Here is a 15,895-nt window from a genome sequence, read left to right on the forward strand (position 1 = left end):
TCGTGATCTGTCCGCACTCTCGGCCCGCCGAGCCCCTAAGGTGTCCGCATGCCGAGCGTCCTGGTCGTGGAAGACGATCCCAGCATCCGCCAGTCCCTGATCGAGGTCCTGACGGAGCACGGGTATGCCGTACGCAGCGCAGCCGACGGGTTCGGCGCGTTGCGCGAGGTCACGCAGTCGCCCGTCGACGCGGTGGTCCTCGACCTGGGGCTGCCCGATCTCGACGGAGGGGACGCCCTGCGCATGATTCGCGGGATCTCCTCCGTGCCGGTGCTGGTGGCCACCGCCCGTGACGACGAGGCGGAGATCATCAACCTGCTGAACGCGGGCGCCGACGACTACCTGGTCAAACCCTTCTCCGGCGGGCAGCTCCTCGCCCGTCTCTCCGCCGTCCTGCGGCGCACCAGCAGCGCGCCGCCCGGCGGCGGCGCGGCCGGGGCGGCGGTGCCCTCGGCCGCGGAACCGCTGCGCCCCGCCACCGTGGGCGAACTGGCGGTGGACCCGGGCGCGCGCACCGCGTACCTGGCCGGACGGGAGCTGCGCCTCACCCGCCGGGAGTTCGACCTGCTGGCGTTCCTCGCCCATCACACGGGCCAGGTCGTCTCCAAACGGCGGCTGCTGACCGAGGTCTGGCGCGAGCCGTACGTGGACGACCAGACGGTCGACGTGCACCTGTCGTCGCTGCGCCGCAAGCTCGGCGAACGCGCGGCGGCCCCGCGCTACCTGCTGACCGTCCGCGGCGTCGGCATAAAGCTGGTGGCACCGCGTTGAGGCGCTCACTGGCCGGAGTGGCGCTCGCCGTGACCTCCATGGTCGCCCTCTCCTTCCTCATACCGTTGGCCGCCCTGGTGATGTCGCTGGTCAAGGAGCAGGGCGTCACCGCCGCCGAACAGCGGGCCGCCGCCCTGGCCCCGGTCCTCACCCTGACCACGGATCCGGACGCCCTGCGGGAGTCCGCGGCGAGCCTGGACGCCTCGGATCACCTGGTCGTCCACCTACCGGGGTCGGGAGCCCTGGGTACGTCCAGGGCCCCCGCGGTCCTGCTCGAACGGGCGCAGCGGGGACGCGAGTCGATCTCGCAGGAGGTCCCGGACGGTTGGATCTGCCTGCAGCCGGTCGTGCTGCCGGGTGACGAGGTGGCCGTCATCGAGAACTTCGTGCCCGAGGCGGAGCTCACCCGCGGGGTGAAGGAGTCGTGGGCGGTGATGGCCTTCCTCGCGGTGGGGCTGATCGCCGGCTCCGTCCTGGTCGCCGACCGGCTCGGCTCGAAGGTCGTCCGCTCCTCCAGGAGACTCGCGCAGGCGTCCCGCGCGCTCGGCCAGGGCGACCTGGACACCCGCGTGGAGCCCATGGGCCCCACAGAGCTGCGGGACGCGGGTGTCGCCTTCAACGCGATGGCCCACCGGATGACCGAGCTGCTCGCCGTCGAACGCGAACTCGTCGCCGACCTCTCGCACCGGCTGCGCACCCCGCTGACCGCCCTCCACCTGGCGTCGGAGCGCATGGCGGGCACGCCGGAGTCGGCCAGGGTCGAGGCGGCGGTCAGCGAGCTGGAGGCGGAACTCGAGGCCATCATCGCCACGGCGCGCACTCCGCTCGCCGTGGGCCCCATGGGCCAGGGCATGCTCGGTGGGGAGCCGGTCTCCGGGCGGCCGGCGGGCGGGGCGGGGTTGTCCGGCCCCCGCTGCGAGGCGGCCGAAGTCGTTCGCCGCCGGACCGCCTTCTGGACAGTCCTGGCGGGGCAGCAGGGCCGGTCCTGCTGCCTCGACCTCACCCAGGAGCCGACGGCCGTCGCCCTCTCCGACGACGACGTCGCCGCCGTGGTGGACGCGCTCATCGGGAACGTGTTCCGCCACACCCCCGCCGGGGCACCATTCGGCGTCCGCGTCGTGCGCACGGCCCAAGCCGTGGAACTGGTCGTGGAGGACGGCGGACCGGGCATCCCGGATCCGGACCGGGCCCCCTCCCGCGGCAGCAGCACCGGTTCCACCGGACTGGGGCTCGACATCGCGCAACGGGCCGCGAGCGCGACGGGCGGCACCATGCGCATCACCCGGGGACCGCTCGGAGGTGCGCACATCACGGTGACGTTCACCCTGGCCCCACCCGCCCCGTCCGGACACCGCTCCCGCATCTCCCGCCACCGCAGACTCCGATCTCGCGGAGCGTGAGTTCGACGCGCTCGGCACCCTCGAGGTCACCGGCGATGGCAGCGGCGATGGAGCGGCCCTGCTCGTAGCCGATCATCGCGAGGAAGGCTGGGTACGGGGGTCGGTCACGGTCGCGGTCCCTGCTGGCCGCCCTCACGCGGTGGATCGGCGAGCCCGGAGGCGTTGTCTGGACGATCCGGAAGGACTACTCGGGCCGGACCTTGTGCGGCCTGCATGCCTTTCGCGCCTCGCTCCGGCACATAGGAGACGGCCTGGCCTTCCCTGAGGCTCTTGAAGCCGTCGCTCTCAGTCGCGACAGGAGTGGTGGGCAGTGTGAGGGCGGAGGCGTGCTCGGCGGTGTGGTGGATTTTCCATGTTGCGGGTGCTGTCGTGGTCGCCTGTTCTGCTGGGCCGGGGGTTCCGGGGTTGCGGGCGAAGCGGGGGTGCGCGGCCGCTGATACCTGGAGGCGGACGCGGTGGCCTGTCCGGAAGGTGTGTGACAGCCCGGGCAATGGGATGTGCAGGGTGCGGATCTCGCCTGGGCTGGCCGCTGGCGGGCGCACGATCTGATCCGTCAGATTGTATGAGCGGCCTTGAGGGTCGACGTCGCAGAGGCGGACGAAGAGGTCGGCGTGGGGGTTGTCGGAGGCGGCGTAGATCGCGGTGGTGGCGTTGCCGGTCGCGGTCAGCGGCTGGGTCAGGGGATCCGTGGTGAAGGTGAGGACGTCAGCACGTGCCTCAATGCCCTTGTTGTCTTTGCTGCCAGCACCGAAGGCGAGGATGCGACCGCCGACGGAGGGGGTCGGGTGACCGGGATCATGAAGGAACGGGGTGAATGAGCCGGTGGTGGAATCTGGCCTGTGGGGTTTGAGGTGACCGCCGGTGTGAAGGTACAGAGTGTGGGTTGTGGCGTGGCTGGGCGGCCACTCGTTCAGGAAATGCCAGGTCTTGGTGCCCGTGTTCCACAAACGCACCGGCTGTTCCCGCGGAGCGGGACCGTCGCCGGCTAGGTGATGGTCAAGCCAGGCCAGAGTTTCTGGAACGATGATCCTCTGGTCGAGACTCATGTGAGTCCAGGGGCCAAGAGTGAGGGCGACGGTGGTATTTCGGTCGCGAAGGGCGTGATACTGCGCCAAGGTCTGGTCGAGGAAGAAATCGTGGAATCCCCCGGTCAGTAGAACAGGTACCTCAGCGCGGGCCAGAGCCTGCACGGCGGTACGGTCGTCCCAGTACGGGTGCGCGCGTCCGGGGTGGGCAAGCCACTGCGGATACCAGGGCGCAGCGCCGCCCCCGGCCGCTTGAGCCGACCGGGTAAGCGGTAGTTCGTTCATGGCAGGCGCGAGTCTCGTCTCCGACCGCACCGCGCGGATCAGGAGTCTGAGGAGACCGATCTCCTCCTGGGAGGCCAGGATCTCGCTCCATCCGAGCATGTCGCGCAGCCGGAATGTGCCCGTGCCGTATGTGGTCGCGTGCAGGTCGTGCGGTGCGGCGGCAATAGCCATGGCTTTCAATTCCGGCGGCGGATCCGTAGCCAGGCTCAAGGCCCCGTAGCCCAGATAGCTGACGCCGATGGCGGCCAGCCGACCGTCGAACCATGGCTGTTCACGCAACCAGGCCATGGTGTCCTGACCGTCTTCGGCCTCGTGGCGGAACGGGTCCCAGGTGCCCCCAGATCCGTGAGTGCCGCGCGTGGACTGCAGGACCACGTGGTAACCGCGTTCCGCATAAGGCAATGCCAGCCATGCCCGGTGCAGAGTCCCACGCCCGTACGGGGTCCGGATCAAGATTGTGGGCTGTGACTGGCCATTGACCGGCGCGTGATGGTCAACGAGAAGGACAACACCGTCACGCATGAGCACGGGTAGATTCCGGGCAACCTGCACCCGGTTTCGCTTCGGCGGAAGCCGCCAGACACGGCTCAGGAGCCCGCTCAGCACAGCAGCAGCCCCCTTCACGGGAAGCATGTAGCCATCACTCATAGTTCATTCCCCACTACGGCACAGGAACCTACATTTTCACGCTAGCGCCGCAGCCAGCCCTCGACCTAAGTGTTCATCAGAAACAACCCTAGAGAGGGTCTGACTGAACCGTTCCGTGTTCGATAGAGACTCGACTTCATGGAAGGATCGAGTCATGGCACGCCCCTCCTCCTATCCCCTTGAGCTGCGTAAACGAGCGGTCTGTATGGTCGCCGAGGTCTGCGGTGACTACCCGAACGAGTCGGCCGCGATCAAGGCCGTGGCCGGGAAGCTCGGCATCGGCTCGACCGAGACGCTGCGCAAGTGGGTACGTCAGGACCAGATCGACTCCGGCGCCCGCCCCGGCGTGACCAGCGAGGAATCCGCTCAGGTCAAGGCGATGAAGAAGGAGATCGCCGAGCTGAAGCGAGCGAATGAAATCCTGAAGGCCGCGGCGAGTTTCTTCGCGGCCGAGCTCGACCGGCCACATCTTCGCTCGTAGCGTTCATCGACGAGCACCGGGACCGCTTCGGCGGCGTCGAGCCGATCTGCGCAACGCTCACCGAGCACGACTGCGAGATCGCCCCTTCCACCTACTACGCCCACAAAAAACGACTCGATTCACCCTCACCGCGAACGGTGCGGGACTCCGAACTCAAGCCCCTGATCCACGAGGTGTTCGAGAACAACTACCGCGTCTACGGAGCCCGGAAAGTCTGGCGAGAGCTGAATCGACAGGGACACACCGTGGCCCGCTGCACCGTCGAACGCCTGATGCGCGAGAGCGGTATCGCCGGCGCAGTCCGCGGCAAGAAGGTCATCACGACGATCCCGGACCCGGCCGCGTCGCGGGCGCCCGACCGCTTGAGCGCGACTTCGTCGCCGATGCCCCGAACCGCACTTGGGTCGCTGACTTCACGCACGTCGCGACCTGGGCCGGCACGGTCTACGTCGCCTTCGTCGTGGATGCCTTCTCGCGCCGGATCATCGGCTGGTCCGCCTCCACATCGAAGGAGACCCAGCTCGTCCTGGACGCTCTGGAGATGGCCCTGCGGCAGCGCGACCGCGACCAACACCCCTACATTCGAGGCGAGTTTATCCACCACTCGGACGCCGGGTCGCAATACACGAGTTTCCGGCTCGCCGAGCACCTGGACTCCGCCGGCCTCGCGGCGAGCATCCACTCCGTCGGCGACGCACTGCGCCCCCGGACCGAGCCGCACACCTCATCACCGTGGCCTTAACACGCTTGCATTCGTTACTCGCTCCTCCGGCCGGACCCGGCCCAGCGCGGCCGACTGGAGGAGATCCGCGACAACCTCGTCGCCCGCATCGCCGAAGCCGAACACGGTGGCTGGCTCGGCGAGATCGAAGGTCTCCGCGTCCGCTTGGCCGGCGCCGAAGACAAGCTCGCCCAGGTCTACGCACTGACTGAGAGGAAGTCGGCTACGGTCCAGCTCGGAATGCCTGGGTTCAGCCGGTCCGGAGGAACCGCTGGGACCCCGAAAGCAACGTCATCATCGAATCAGGGGCGAGCGAAGACGAAGATCAAAACGGAACCGACAGCCCGGCCTCGCGCAGCTGGGACAGGGCACGGTCCTCCCGTCAGCACGCATGCCCTGCTCCAAGGGACCCCCGCTGGCAGCGAACGTCCACGCCGGCGCGTTGTCGTCCGCCCTCTCGGCGTCCACTCTGATCATGGCGTTCACGCCCTGCTCACCCAGCCATTCAGGATGAGGAGTGTCACGTCATCGATGCCACCATCCTGGTCGATCTTTGGCAGGCGGCCCTGGTTTCCTGTCATCGCCCAGACTGTACCGAGGGGTCCGAAGCAGTCGGCGTCCGGCGGTCAGATCGACAGACTCAGCGCCTGGTTTCCGTTCTGGCAAAGAGTTCAGCGCACTCGCCTGCAAAGGAACAGAGCTGGCCCACGACCTGCTGGTACTCCTGCGGATCCCGCACCGTGTTCGGCGTGGCAGCAGTCCACTGCTGCCAAAGTCCACCGGCCGCAAGGTATGGAGCTGCCCGCTCGGTCCCAAGGACGGCATCGAGATGAAGCAGTGTGCTGAGAGCCTCGGTCTGGTCCCAGCGGGGGCCGGGTTCAGGCAGGTAGCGATCAAGGTATTTGCAGAGCAGAACGGCGTCCGAGCTGGTGCCGAAGGTGGCGAGAGCGATGCAGAGAGACCCTTGGTAGGGGCCTCCGCTGGCCAGCAGCAGTTCGCCGATGCGGCTCCGGAAATCGGTCCTCCCGGACACGGCAACCAGCCAGGAGGCCGTCGTGCGCTCTCGCCACCCGCCCTCCAAAAGGATGCTGAGTTCCGTGGGAGTGATCTCCCCGGCAGCCTGGACCAGCTCCCTCACGAACAGGTCGCGCTCAGGTCCGCTCAACCGCAGTGAGTGTCCGCCCAACCGCATGTACCGTCGGCCAGGCGTGACGAATCGTCGGATCAGGTCCATGAGTTCGGGGTCGGTGCTGGCACAGCGCATGGCTGCATCTTTGCCCGGCGAAGACCCAGCTGCCAGGGGTTTACCCAGAGCCCCCGGGTAGCGATCGCTAGTTCAGAGAACCCGCCACCGCCACCAAGCTCCGCACCTACGGCCCCACCCCTCCTCGAAGAACTCGCGCGCCGCAAGCGGCGCGCGGTGACCACCACGGAGCTGCTGACCCCATGACGACCACCCGCTCCGTTCGCGCCGAGTCCAGCCACTGTCTCACCGCGGACAGCCCCGGCCCTGGGGCGCCGGTACGTGGAGCGGGGCGGACCTCGGCGGCATCGTGCCGGCTAACGCGGGGCACGTCACCGCGTCCCGTACCAGGCCAGCCAGCCAACCAGCTGGCCGAAAGCCTTCTGGCCGCAGATCGAACCGGTCCGTAGCGTCGAGGCCGTCAATGATCAACTTTTGGAGGATTCTGATGCTTCGTCGTCTCGCGGTGGCCCTGGGCACCATGGTGGTGGCTGTGGCGGGCTTCGCGGTACCGGCCCAGGCAGCCCCGGCCGCCGAGCCCCCCTGCCAGGTCTTCCGTCTGATCCCCGACGGTACGGAACCCGCCAGCTTCCACCAGTGCCAACCGGGGCACCTTCCGGTCGTCAAGACGTGCCCGGAGACGACGCTCTTCGACCCCAGCACACAGGTCTGCGACTGGCCGCACAAGATTGAGCTCGCGGCCACCGCGGTGAAGGCCGGCACCGCGCAGCTGAGCGTGCTCCCGCTGGGCGTGAGCAACCTGAACGCCACCGTCACCTGGGACGGTCTCGCAGTGCCCAACGCCCTGGTGACGTTCACCAGCGCCAGTGGCAAGGTCCTGTGCACCGCCCACACCGACTACTCCGGACGCGCGGCCTGCGACGCGGGCGGACTGCTGTCGACCGTGGACCAGCTGCTGCGCGGCTACACCGCCACCTACACCGGCAACACCAGCGACGGTGGCCAGACACTGGCCGGCTCCACCGGCAAGGGCACCATCGTCCTGCTGTAACCCCGGGCCCAGCGGCGGGAGGCCCGGGTCCGGCGGCCTGTTCCACCCGGCCTACTTGGGCGCAGCGCTGTACCGGCTCAGTGCCAGCTCGGCGGCGTCACGGCGCTGCGCTCAAGCGGGGCCACGGCCTACTGGTTCCGTGGCCGATCGCGTCCGCGTGGGCAGGCGCGGCGGCGAACACCAGGGCCCCTGAAGGTGCTCACTGGGGAGGGGACCGGCATCTGCCCCACCGACTCCGTGTGCCTGTACGCCTACCCGAGCTATGACGCGGGTCATCCAAAGGGTCTCATCTGGGCTGTCTCGGGCAGCGTGACGAAGCTGAGCGAGTACAAGAACGCCGACAACAATGCGGCTTCCTTGTACGTGAGGACCAGTTCCAAGTATTTCGTCATGGCCTATGAGGACGAGAACTACCGGGGTGACTACATCCCCCTTGGCGGCGCTCCGATCCGCGACCTGCGCAAGAGCAGGGAAGTCCATTCCGAGGGAACCAACGACCATCCCCACAAGAGGCCCTTCGCGAATGTGATCAGTTCGGTCAGGTTCGCCGAAGTGGACGCCACAGTTCCGACGTGACCTCGCGCGGACTGCCGCTCGCAACGCGAGAGTGACTCTCCCGCAGCCAAGGAGTGAGGGGCAGCCCGAGGGCGAATGTCCTGGGCAGACCGGCGCCGCCCGCCAGTCGCCGACTTAGGTCGGCACCAGGCTGGTTGTGGTTCCGGCAGGGCGTGGGTCAAGGCGGCCCGAGCTGGGTCAGACCCCGGAGCTACCTGGGACGGGCGGGGCCATGGGGCCGGCCCGGGTGGCGCTCACCGGGGCGAACACCACCCGCTCTACACGACTCACTCAGCCCCACAGGGGTGGAAGTCGGCAGAACCCGGCCATGTCCCTGCGCCGGCGGGTGCTGCCGTGGCGGCCGGCGACCGGGCACAGCATGGTCCCGGCATTGGGCCGCAGCCCGGCGCGGGACCTCGTTCCCCTGTTCCAGCAGTGTGGGTGGTGTTCGGGGAACGACGAAGCCTCCGTCCCTGATGTGGCGAGTCGGGTGGCCACATTCGGGGGCGGAGGCTTCGCTGGAGGGTCAGTTAGGCGCAGTGTCCGCCCATCGGGGGGCGAGCCGGCGGTGGTTCATGAGCCAACCCAGAGTCCGCTCGACCGGTCCAACGGCGCGGCAGGACGGCGAATCCCCTTTGCCGTGCCACCAGCACCGCTGGGGCGAACGGCGTTACGGGAACACGTCCACCCTGTCGCCAGGGATGTAGCCACCCGGTGATGTTGTGCTGTTGTTCTTATTCCCAGTGGCACGTACCTTCAGCGTGTGGGAACCTGCGCCGAGGACAGGGCTGCTCCAAGCCAGGATGTTGTCCATGCGGGTTGGTGCGTAGAAGTCGACGTTGGTCTCCGGGCCGCCGTCGATGGAGACGGCTGCGATGCCGTGGTTGGGTGCCATGGCGCCGTACAGGTTGGCCTTGGTCCCTTTGAACCGCACCTGGTAGTAGTCAGTGGCGGCGGTTCCGGACCAGTGGTTGTCCTTCTGCCAGGCGTCGTCCTGGGCGCCTTTGCTCCACGCACCCACGAATTCGAACTGGTTGGTTCCGGTACCTGTGGTGTAGTCGTTGAGTTTGGTCCTGCCTGGTTCGGTGATGTCCACCCGGTCAGCCGGGACGTATACCCCAGCTGATGCGGAATTCTTGGTGCCGGTCACCCGTACCTTGAGAGTGTGAGTGCCTGGGGCCAGTACAGGGCTGCTGTAGACACGCAAGCCGTGCCGGGGCTGCCGCGGGTGCGCCGGTCGCAGTACACAACGTCAAGACGGTGGCGCCGAGGACGCAGCCCAGCGCCGGCCGGCCAATAGTGACCCTCATGAAGACTGCAACGGTCAAGGAAGCTCCCGGTCACCGAGATCGACAGTGACCTGGCCGCTCTTCGCCTGGCAAGGAACCTGCTGCCCCGGGACGAGTTGAGCGCGCTGGCCGGCGCGGTAGGGCCGGCCGGCGCCGGCCCTGTGCGGTTGCCTTCCCGGCAGCATGCGGCGACGCCCAGGGACCGTGGACCACGCCCGGGCGCGCCGGATGCCGGTGATGGCGCCGGTGATCGCTTCGGTGGTGTCGCTTTGCACTGGTGGAGAGGTGTTCAAACCCAGCGCTACTCACCGCGACGACTGATGCGGTCGGCCGGCACTCTGCCTACCTGTGGGGCGGCCGTCGATGGTCGCGCGCCGGGCGAGGGCTAGAACATGGTGTTGTCGTTCTTGGAGGAGGGCGGAATCACCTGGAGGACGTCCCAGTGTTCGACGATCTTGCCGCCGACGTCGAAACGGAAGATGTCGATGCCGGCGTACTCCTCGTCGGGCCAGGTTTGGTGGCAGTGCAGGATCACGTGGTCGCCGTCGGCGAAGGCGCGCTTGACCTCCACCCGCTTGCCGGGGTATTCGTCGGCCATGCGTTCGAAGTAGTCGATGAACGGCTGCTTGCCGTCGCCGACGTGTGGATTGTGCTGGATGTAGGTGTCGCCGGCGTACTGGTCGATGGCCTCGGCGGGGCGGCACTGGTTGAACATCAGGTCGTAGAAGGCCTGCGCCGTGGCCTTGTTCTTCTCCGGGTCGCTCATGCTGCCACCGTAGGGTCGGGCGCCAGGTACAGCACCGCGAGTACATCGAGCAGGTGGTCGACCCTGACGAGGAAACCGCGGCCGCCCCGCGCGGCCCGCCGCTGCATCAACGCCGCCCACCACCAGCTCGACCCCGGCTGACCAGGAACAACCTCGTCACCGGCCCTGTCATCCTTCTGGCCTGTGCGAACGGAAGACGCGCAGGACCCCGCTCCGCCCGTAGAGGTGGAGAAGCACGAGCAGCAAGTGATCGTCCGCCTCGGCGGTGAAATGGACATCGACCGGGCGGCGCTGCTCTACGAAGCCCTGCGCACCCTCATCGCCCAGCCCGACTGTCCTCGCGAAGTCGCCTCGGCCTGATCGAACTCACGTTCTGCGACTCCTCCGGCCTCACCGCCATCCTCCAAGCCCGCCTCACCGCCGAGGAACACAGCCGGCGCATCAACCTGCAGGCCCCCAATCGGCAAGTCACCAAGGTCCTCGAACTCACCGGCACCCACGAGGATCAGTCCGACTGACCCAGTCCCGTACTCAGGCACTGCGGATTTTGCCGCTGGCCGCCTTCTTCGTGGCCTGCTTCGTAGGGAGGTAATGAACGGTGGGGTCCCGAGATTGATCATGGTCCGGTTGTAGCTGCACATTGGGCGCTGACGCGGATCTCATGCTCGCGGCGGCCTTGCGCCGGGCCGGGATCGCTGCGGTGCCGTCGAGGGGCCGGCCGTGGTCGAAAAAGTCGGCGGTGGGGATCGCGGGCACGGCGGTGCCGCGCATGGTGTAGCCCTGCCCGCGCCGTACGGTCAACGCCCTGGTCGAACGCGGCCCGCTCAACGTCGTTCAGCTCGACCTTGCCCGGCATGTCGAGGGCAACCGGCAGCTCCGGGGCCGGGCGCCTCCGTCGGCTACCGGCCACGGGGAACATCGGTACAGCGGGATCGCCGAACGCAGCGGATAGGCCCGCAGCACCATCAGCAACCTGCTGGAGGTGGTGAGTACCTGCCGGACGCAGCGCCCAGAGGCAGAGCCGGGCGGATGGCAGCCGTCTGCGTACATGGCGCCAGAACTCGTTCCTGAATCCGGCGATGGAAACACGTCTGGTCCTGCCGCTGACGCGGCAGGACCAGAAACCAGCGACTTCGTCCGTTGTTAGAGCGTGAGGTCCGTGGTCGAGGGCGGAGCGGTCTGCTTGGTGGGCAGGCGTTTGTCGAGCCAGGCCGCCGAGGCCGCCACGGCGACGAACAGGAGCCCGATCCACAGGCCGTTGATGAGGACCCGCAGGTATCCCAGGGCATGCACGTTGGCGAACGGGTACGGGTACCAGTCGGAGGCGAGCGGGCCCCGGATGACGGTGAAGAGCATGTAGGCGAGCGGGAAGAGCACGGTCAGCTTCACGACCCGCGACGAGGTCAGGCCGCGCGGGCCGAACGCCACCCACCCCACGACCGCCATGATCGGCACCACGAAATGCAGCAGCCGGTCGGCGGCCATCGCCCACGTGTCCAACTCGAGCAGGCCGCCGAGAGCGACGTGGAAGACGATCCCGGTGACCGTGATCCCGACCAGACCGGCCAGCCTGAACACCCGGAACACGGTCGAACTCCGGTTGGGGTTGAGGGCCAGCAGCAGGCTTGTGGCCCCGACGATCAGGTCCGACTGGACGGTGAAAAACGAGAAGACATTCAGCGCGCGGCCAAGGGGACTCCCGCCGAACCTCTGGAAGAGCTCTCCGGTCCCGGCAACCACCGGCATGTGGTTCTGCCAGGACAAAACCACCTGTATGACCACACCGATGACGACGCATGCCGCGGTCATAGCGAACCAGACCCGCGACCATTTCATTTCCATCATCAGATGATATTCGTTGATATGGCGTGGATTGCGGCGCCCCCCGCCACGTCTTTCGCTGTACCGCGCACGACCCGCCCCGCCACGGCCCTGGAGAGTCCACTGCGGCTCTTGGCCATGCCCAAGCCGGACGGGGACCGGGTCCGGCCGGGCGGCCTTCCGCGTCGGCCGCCCGGCCGGAGCGGCAACCTCACACCCCCGGTTCGGCGCCGCGACCACGCGGCGTCAACATCAGTGGCGCCGTTCAGGTCGGTGCCGGCGATCGCACCCTCAAGAGAAGTTACACGTGTAACATCATGAGTGCCTGCTCAAGCAACGGAGGCTCCGGATGACCGTGCCTTCCCCCTGGTGGGCACAGCTCCGGACCCGCGCCGGCCTCCTCCCTGTCCGTGGCGCCCGCGTCACCCTTTCGTCGGCATCGCCGGCGAGGGAACGCCGTACCCGTGGCCGCGGTCCTGATCACTTCACCAGGAACTCCGGAGCGTAGATGTCCACGTCACCCCATCCGATGGCACTGCCCTTCTCCTGGGCCGACCAGGAACGACACCTCGTCAGTCACCTTTCGGCGCTGATCCGCCTGGACACGTCGAACCCTCCGGGCAATGAAGTCGCCGTCGCACGCCACCTCTCCCGCGAGCTGGCCCGCTCCGGTATCACGCACGAGGTTCTGGAGTCCGAGCCCGGACGCGCCAACCTCGTCGCCCGGCTGCCCGGCTCGGGCCAGGAGCCGCCTCTCATGCTGCTGGGTCACGCCGACGTGGTCGGCGCCCAGCCCGGAGGCTGGAGCCGTCCGCCCTTCTCGGGCGAGGTGGCCGACGGCCGCGTCCGGGGCCGTGGAGCCCTCGACATGAAGGGCCAGATCGCCGCGAGCCTGCTGATCATGCAACTCCTCGCCGCGCACCGAATCCGGCTGAACCGGGATGTGCTGCTGGTGGTCACCGCCGACGAGGAAGCCGGCAGCCGGCTGGGCGCCTACTGGCTGTGGGAGAAGCACCGCAGCCTCGTCGAGGCCGAGTTCGCGTTCAACGAAGGCGGCGGCCAGCGCTTCATGACTCCCGGCGGTCCCGTCTACACCGTTCAGGTGGCCGAGAAGGGCAGCGCCCGGATGCGGGTCACCGCTCATGGGCAGGGCGGCCATGCCTCCGTCCCGCGCTCCGAGTCGGCGGTCTTCACATTGGCCGAGGCACTGCTGAGGCTACGTGCGTTCGCCCCGGAATCGGCGCTTCATCCGGCCTCGCGGCGCATGCTCTACACCCTGGCGGACCTGCACCCGGGACCGGGCGCGGAGGCGATCGTGCAGCTGCTGAAGGACCCCACCTGGGACCGGGCGAACAGTCTGCCCATCGACCCCGTCCTGCGGGAGTTCGTCGTCGCCGGACTGCACAACACCGCCACACCCACCCTGCTGTCCGCGGGGCAGCGGCAGAACGTGGTGCCCGTCCAGGCAAGCGTGGTGCTGGACGGGCGGCTGCTGCCGGGTGAGCTGCCCGAGCGGTGGGCGGCCGAGGTCCAGCGGGCCGTCGGAGACCGTGTCGAGGTGGAACTGCTGCACGGCAGGGTGAGCCACGCCGGCCACGACTCCCCCGAGCTCCTGCGCGTTCTGGGCGACACCGTCGCCGCCCACGAACCGGACGCGCGCGTGCTGCCGTACATCAATCCGGCCGCCACGGACGCCCGTGCCTTCCCCGACACGAAGGTCGTCGGATTCTTTCCCTCCGCGAGCGACGCGGACATCATGCGACTCATCCACGCACCTGATGAGCATGCCCGGATCACCGACCTGATGTTCGGCGGGAAATGCCTGCTCGACGCGGTCCTCAGACTCTCCACATGACAGCTGCCGCTGGTTCCCGGCATGCCCCCGGCCTGGCGGCCACAGGACGGCCGGGCTGCCTCAGCGTGAACGGCTGAACCCCGGGCCCACGGCTTGAACAGCCCCGCCATCACGGCACTGTGTGTCCTGTGACAGCACACGTTGAGTGTGCGCCATCGGAGTTTGAGCGGAGCACAGCGTCGATTTCGACCCAAGTGGCAGCCCAGGCCGAAGGTGCGGGCCCGAGAACTCTCTCTGCCAGAAGTACAGAGTCCTGGTGGTCGCGGCCCAGCGGAAGCCGGCCCACCCGGGAGCCTGACGCGGGAGGGCCTTGTGGCCGTACCGGTCACGCCGCCACGGGGTCGGCCCGGGGGAGGCTGGTGGTGCCAGGCTCGGAGCGGCGGTGAGGGAGGCCATCGCTCATCGTGCGTCCACGTTCCGCTGGAGTCCGGGACGATGGTGCTCAGGTCGTCGCAGAGCCGGTAGATGACCGTGTTCACCTTCCGCGTCTTCAGCTCCTCGAAGGCCCTGACCACACTGTCTTCCACGGCGGTGCCACTGCTCATGGCCTGTCCTCCTACAACGACCTACGGGGAGAGGTTCTGCGGCGGCGCCCATGCACGACAGGTGTTGCACGCACGATGGTCGACTCGACCGCTTCTGAGCTGCGTGAATCCCTACCGCCCACACCATGACACCCCAGACAATCCCATCTGCGAGGCGTGCCGGGCCCCGCAGCGGGCGCGGCACGGGAGCTGAACCGTGTCCGGCCTGCCGCCCGACCTCCCCCGGCTGCGGACGCTGGTCACCTACCTGCGGGGCGAACTCGGCCGCGCGAAAAGGTGCCGGCCGTCGCCGGGGAACACGAGGTCCGAGCGCGGGACCTGCCACCGGGCGCCGGCCGCGTCCGATTGCACCCAGTGGACACTGGACACCTGCAAGCCCTGTCCATAATCCCGTTTACAACGGTGGCAGTTGCTCTCACCGCCATAACCAACCTGCGGTACGGCGGCCGGGGAAATGAGGTCAGGGCGTGTAGGTCGGGCCGTTCGCGCCTCGGACGCCCGCAGTGCCGGGGGTTCCGGCGCCGCCGTAGTAGGCGTGGAAGGTGTCCTCGGGCTCGTAGGTGAAGACGCCGCTGCTGTAAGGGATCCCGCGCTCGCCGGCCGCGCCCGCACCGCCGGCCAGGCCGCCGGGGCGGTCCTCCACGCTGTCGCCGCCCTTGCCTCCGACGCCGCCGGTCCCGCCCTTGCCGCCGTACGCGTTGATCGTGTCGGTCCCGGCGCCCGCGATGACCGTGGAGCCCGGGTTACCGGTCCCGCCCTTGCCGCCGGCCGCGCCCGCGGCGCCGCGGCCGCCGATTCCGGTGTCCGTGGTGCTGCCGTGCGCGCCTGTGGCGCCGTTGGCTCCGATGCGGCCCGTGCCTCCGCTGATGGAGAACTTGTCGTTGCCGGCTCCGCCGTCGACGACGATCTTCCCGATCAGGCCGTCGCCCGCGTCCGCGGCCCCGGTGATGTTGATGGTGTCGTTGCCGTCACCGCCCCTGACGTCGCTGGCCGTTCCGCCGCGGATGGTGACGGTGTCGTCGCCGCCGAGCAGGTCGATGGGGTGCCCGATAGGAACGCCGTTCGCGCACTCCAGGTTGTCGACGCCGGCGGTGCCGGTGATCGCCTCCACCGGGCTGATGGACGTCCCGTTGAGCGTGCACGTCACCGCCGGGCCCGGCGCCGCGTGCGCGGTACCCACACCGACCAGGCAGAGCGGGAGCAACAGTGCGGCAGCCAGCACCGCGGCGGACACCGGGCGGCCGAGGACCGTGGACCGCGGGCGCGTAGTCGGCTTCAGGACAGAAGGGCAGGCGGACATGAGGCTCCCCGGGTAGGACGGACACCCACCCGCGGTCACGGGTGCGCGGCCCCATTACACGCACAGGGTGATCATCACCCCCCGGGGCCCGGTCCCCGCCGCCACCCGTTCGGCTCCCAGCATCCACCCGAAGCAACGTTTTACCGGACACACGGATCCCGGTCCGCAGCGGAGAGTC

Annotated in this window: 16 protein-coding genes and 1 pseudogene; 10 read left to right on the plus strand and 7 right to left on the minus strand. The window is 68.5% G+C overall.

Annotated features, from left to right (window positions below):
* Nucleotides 1-48 precede the first annotated feature (48 nt).
* Together OG389_RS00560 and OG389_RS00565 are read left to right on the plus strand one after the other, a co-directional pair.
* The gene (locus OG389_RS00560; protein ID WP_328296440.1) at nt 49-771 is read left to right on the plus strand and encodes a response regulator transcription factor; all 723 of its coding nucleotides are present in this window, start codon (nt 49-51) and stop codon (nt 769-771) included.
* A complete protein-coding gene (locus OG389_RS00565) occupies nt 768-2,171 on the plus strand; it encodes a HAMP domain-containing sensor histidine kinase (protein WP_328296441.1) in 1,404 nt (467 codons plus the stop codon). Before OG389_RS00560 ends, OG389_RS00565 begins: the two co-directional genes overlap by 4 nt.
* Nucleotides 2,172-2,275: 104 nt before the next feature.
* Here the strand turns inward: OG389_RS00565 and OG389_RS00570 are convergent, their stop codons facing one another.
* Nucleotides 2,276-4,129, minus strand: a complete 1,854-nt coding sequence (locus tag OG389_RS00570) for a CocE/NonD family hydrolase (RefSeq protein WP_328296442.1) — start codon at nt 4,127-4,129, stop codon at nt 2,276-2,278.
* A gap of 154 nt (nt 4,130-4,283) precedes the next feature.
* Here OG389_RS00570 and OG389_RS00575 point away from each other — a divergent pair, with 154 nt between their 5' ends.
* The 3 genes and pseudogenes from OG389_RS00575 (at nt 4,284) to OG389_RS00580 (ending at nt 5,352) form a co-directional block, all read left to right on the plus strand.
* Nucleotides 4,284-4,610 (plus strand): transposase, encoded by a 327-nt coding sequence (locus OG389_RS00575; protein ID WP_328296443.1) that lies wholly within the window; start codon nt 4,284-4,286, stop codon nt 4,608-4,610.
* Between the two features lie 137 nt (nt 4,611-4,747).
* A pseudogene (locus OG389_RS36655) lies at nt 4,748-4,912 on the plus strand (IS3 family transposase); the annotation flags it as partial.
* Nucleotides 4,864-5,352 carry a DDE-type integrase/transposase/recombinase gene (locus OG389_RS00580; RefSeq protein ID WP_328303411.1) on the plus strand — a complete coding sequence of 163 codons (489 nt, stop codon included), beginning with the start codon at nt 4,864-4,866 and terminating at the stop codon, nt 5,350-5,352. The pseudogene OG389_RS36655 and the gene OG389_RS00580, both read left to right, overlap by 49 nt.
* A gap of 619 nt (nt 5,353-5,971) precedes the next feature.
* On the opposite strand, the gene OG389_RS00585 is transcribed toward OG389_RS00580, so the two are convergent.
* Nucleotides 5,972-6,595, minus strand: coding sequence for a DUF6000 family protein (locus OG389_RS00585; protein WP_328296444.1), 624 nt, complete (start codon nt 6,593-6,595; stop codon nt 5,972-5,974).
* A gap of 427 nt (nt 6,596-7,022) precedes the next feature.
* Between OG389_RS00585 and OG389_RS00590 the strand changes: the two genes are divergently transcribed.
* Both OG389_RS00590 and OG389_RS00595 read left to right on the plus strand, forming a co-directional pair.
* Nucleotides 7,023-7,586 (plus strand): carbohydrate-binding module family 14 protein, encoded by a 564-nt coding sequence (locus OG389_RS00590; RefSeq protein WP_328296445.1) that lies wholly within the window; start codon nt 7,023-7,025, stop codon nt 7,584-7,586.
* Between the two features lie 195 nt (nt 7,587-7,781).
* Entirely contained in the window at nt 7,782-8,162 is a 381-nt protein-coding gene (locus OG389_RS00595) for a peptidase inhibitor family I36 protein (protein ID WP_328296446.1), read from the plus strand.
* A 649-nt stretch (nt 8,163-8,811) separates the two neighbouring features.
* On the opposite strand, the gene OG389_RS00600 is transcribed toward OG389_RS00595, so the two are convergent.
* Both OG389_RS00600 and OG389_RS00605 read right to left on the minus strand, forming a co-directional pair.
* Complete coding sequence (locus tag OG389_RS00600; RefSeq protein WP_328296447.1) at nt 8,812-9,291, minus strand: hypothetical protein; 480 nt, start codon at nt 9,289-9,291, stop codon at nt 8,812-8,814.
* Between the two features lie 524 nt (nt 9,292-9,815).
* Complete coding sequence (locus OG389_RS00605) at nt 9,816-10,196, minus strand: nuclear transport factor 2 family protein (RefSeq protein ID WP_328296448.1); 381 nt, start codon at nt 10,194-10,196, stop codon at nt 9,816-9,818.
* 183 nt (nt 10,197-10,379) lie between these two features.
* Between OG389_RS00605 and OG389_RS00610 the strand changes: the two genes are divergently transcribed.
* The gene (locus tag OG389_RS00610; RefSeq protein WP_328296449.1) at nt 10,380-10,556 is read left to right on the plus strand and encodes a hypothetical protein; all 177 of its coding nucleotides are present in this window, start codon (nt 10,380-10,382) and stop codon (nt 10,554-10,556) included.
* A 38-nt stretch (nt 10,557-10,594) separates the two neighbouring features.
* The gene (locus OG389_RS36660; protein ID WP_443059403.1) at nt 10,595-10,714 is read left to right on the plus strand and encodes a hypothetical protein; all 120 of its coding nucleotides are present in this window, start codon (nt 10,595-10,597) and stop codon (nt 10,712-10,714) included.
* Between the two features lie 13 nt (nt 10,715-10,727).
* On the opposite strand, the gene OG389_RS00615 is transcribed toward OG389_RS36660, so the two are convergent.
* Together OG389_RS00615 and OG389_RS00620 are read right to left on the minus strand one after the other, a co-directional pair.
* The gene (locus tag OG389_RS00615) at nt 10,728-10,967 is read right to left on the minus strand and encodes a hypothetical protein (RefSeq protein ID WP_328296450.1); all 240 of its coding nucleotides are present in this window, start codon (nt 10,965-10,967) and stop codon (nt 10,728-10,730) included.
* A 372-nt stretch (nt 10,968-11,339) separates the two neighbouring features.
* Nucleotides 11,340-12,041 carry a Pr6Pr family membrane protein gene (locus OG389_RS00620; protein ID WP_328296451.1) on the minus strand — a complete coding sequence of 234 codons (702 nt, stop codon included), beginning with the start codon at nt 12,039-12,041 and terminating at the stop codon, nt 11,340-11,342.
* Nucleotides 12,042-12,525: 484 nt separating this feature from the next.
* Between OG389_RS00620 and OG389_RS00625 the strand changes: the two genes are divergently transcribed.
* The gene (locus OG389_RS00625; RefSeq protein WP_328296452.1) at nt 12,526-13,872 is read left to right on the plus strand and encodes a M20/M25/M40 family metallo-hydrolase; all 1,347 of its coding nucleotides are present in this window, start codon (nt 12,526-12,528) and stop codon (nt 13,870-13,872) included.
* Nucleotides 13,873-14,877: 1,005 nt separating this feature from the next.
* On the opposite strand, the gene OG389_RS00630 is transcribed toward OG389_RS00625, so the two are convergent.
* Nucleotides 14,878-15,651, minus strand: coding sequence for a hypothetical protein (locus tag OG389_RS00630; RefSeq protein WP_328296454.1), 774 nt, complete (start codon nt 15,649-15,651; stop codon nt 14,878-14,880).
* Between the last annotated feature and the right edge of the window lie 244 nt (nt 15,652-15,895).

Origin of the sequence: Streptomyces sp. NBC_00435 (assembly GCF_036014235.1) — a bacterium.
In the GTDB taxonomy this organism is placed as follows: domain Bacteria; phylum Actinomycetota; class Actinomycetes; order Streptomycetales; family Streptomycetaceae; genus Streptomyces.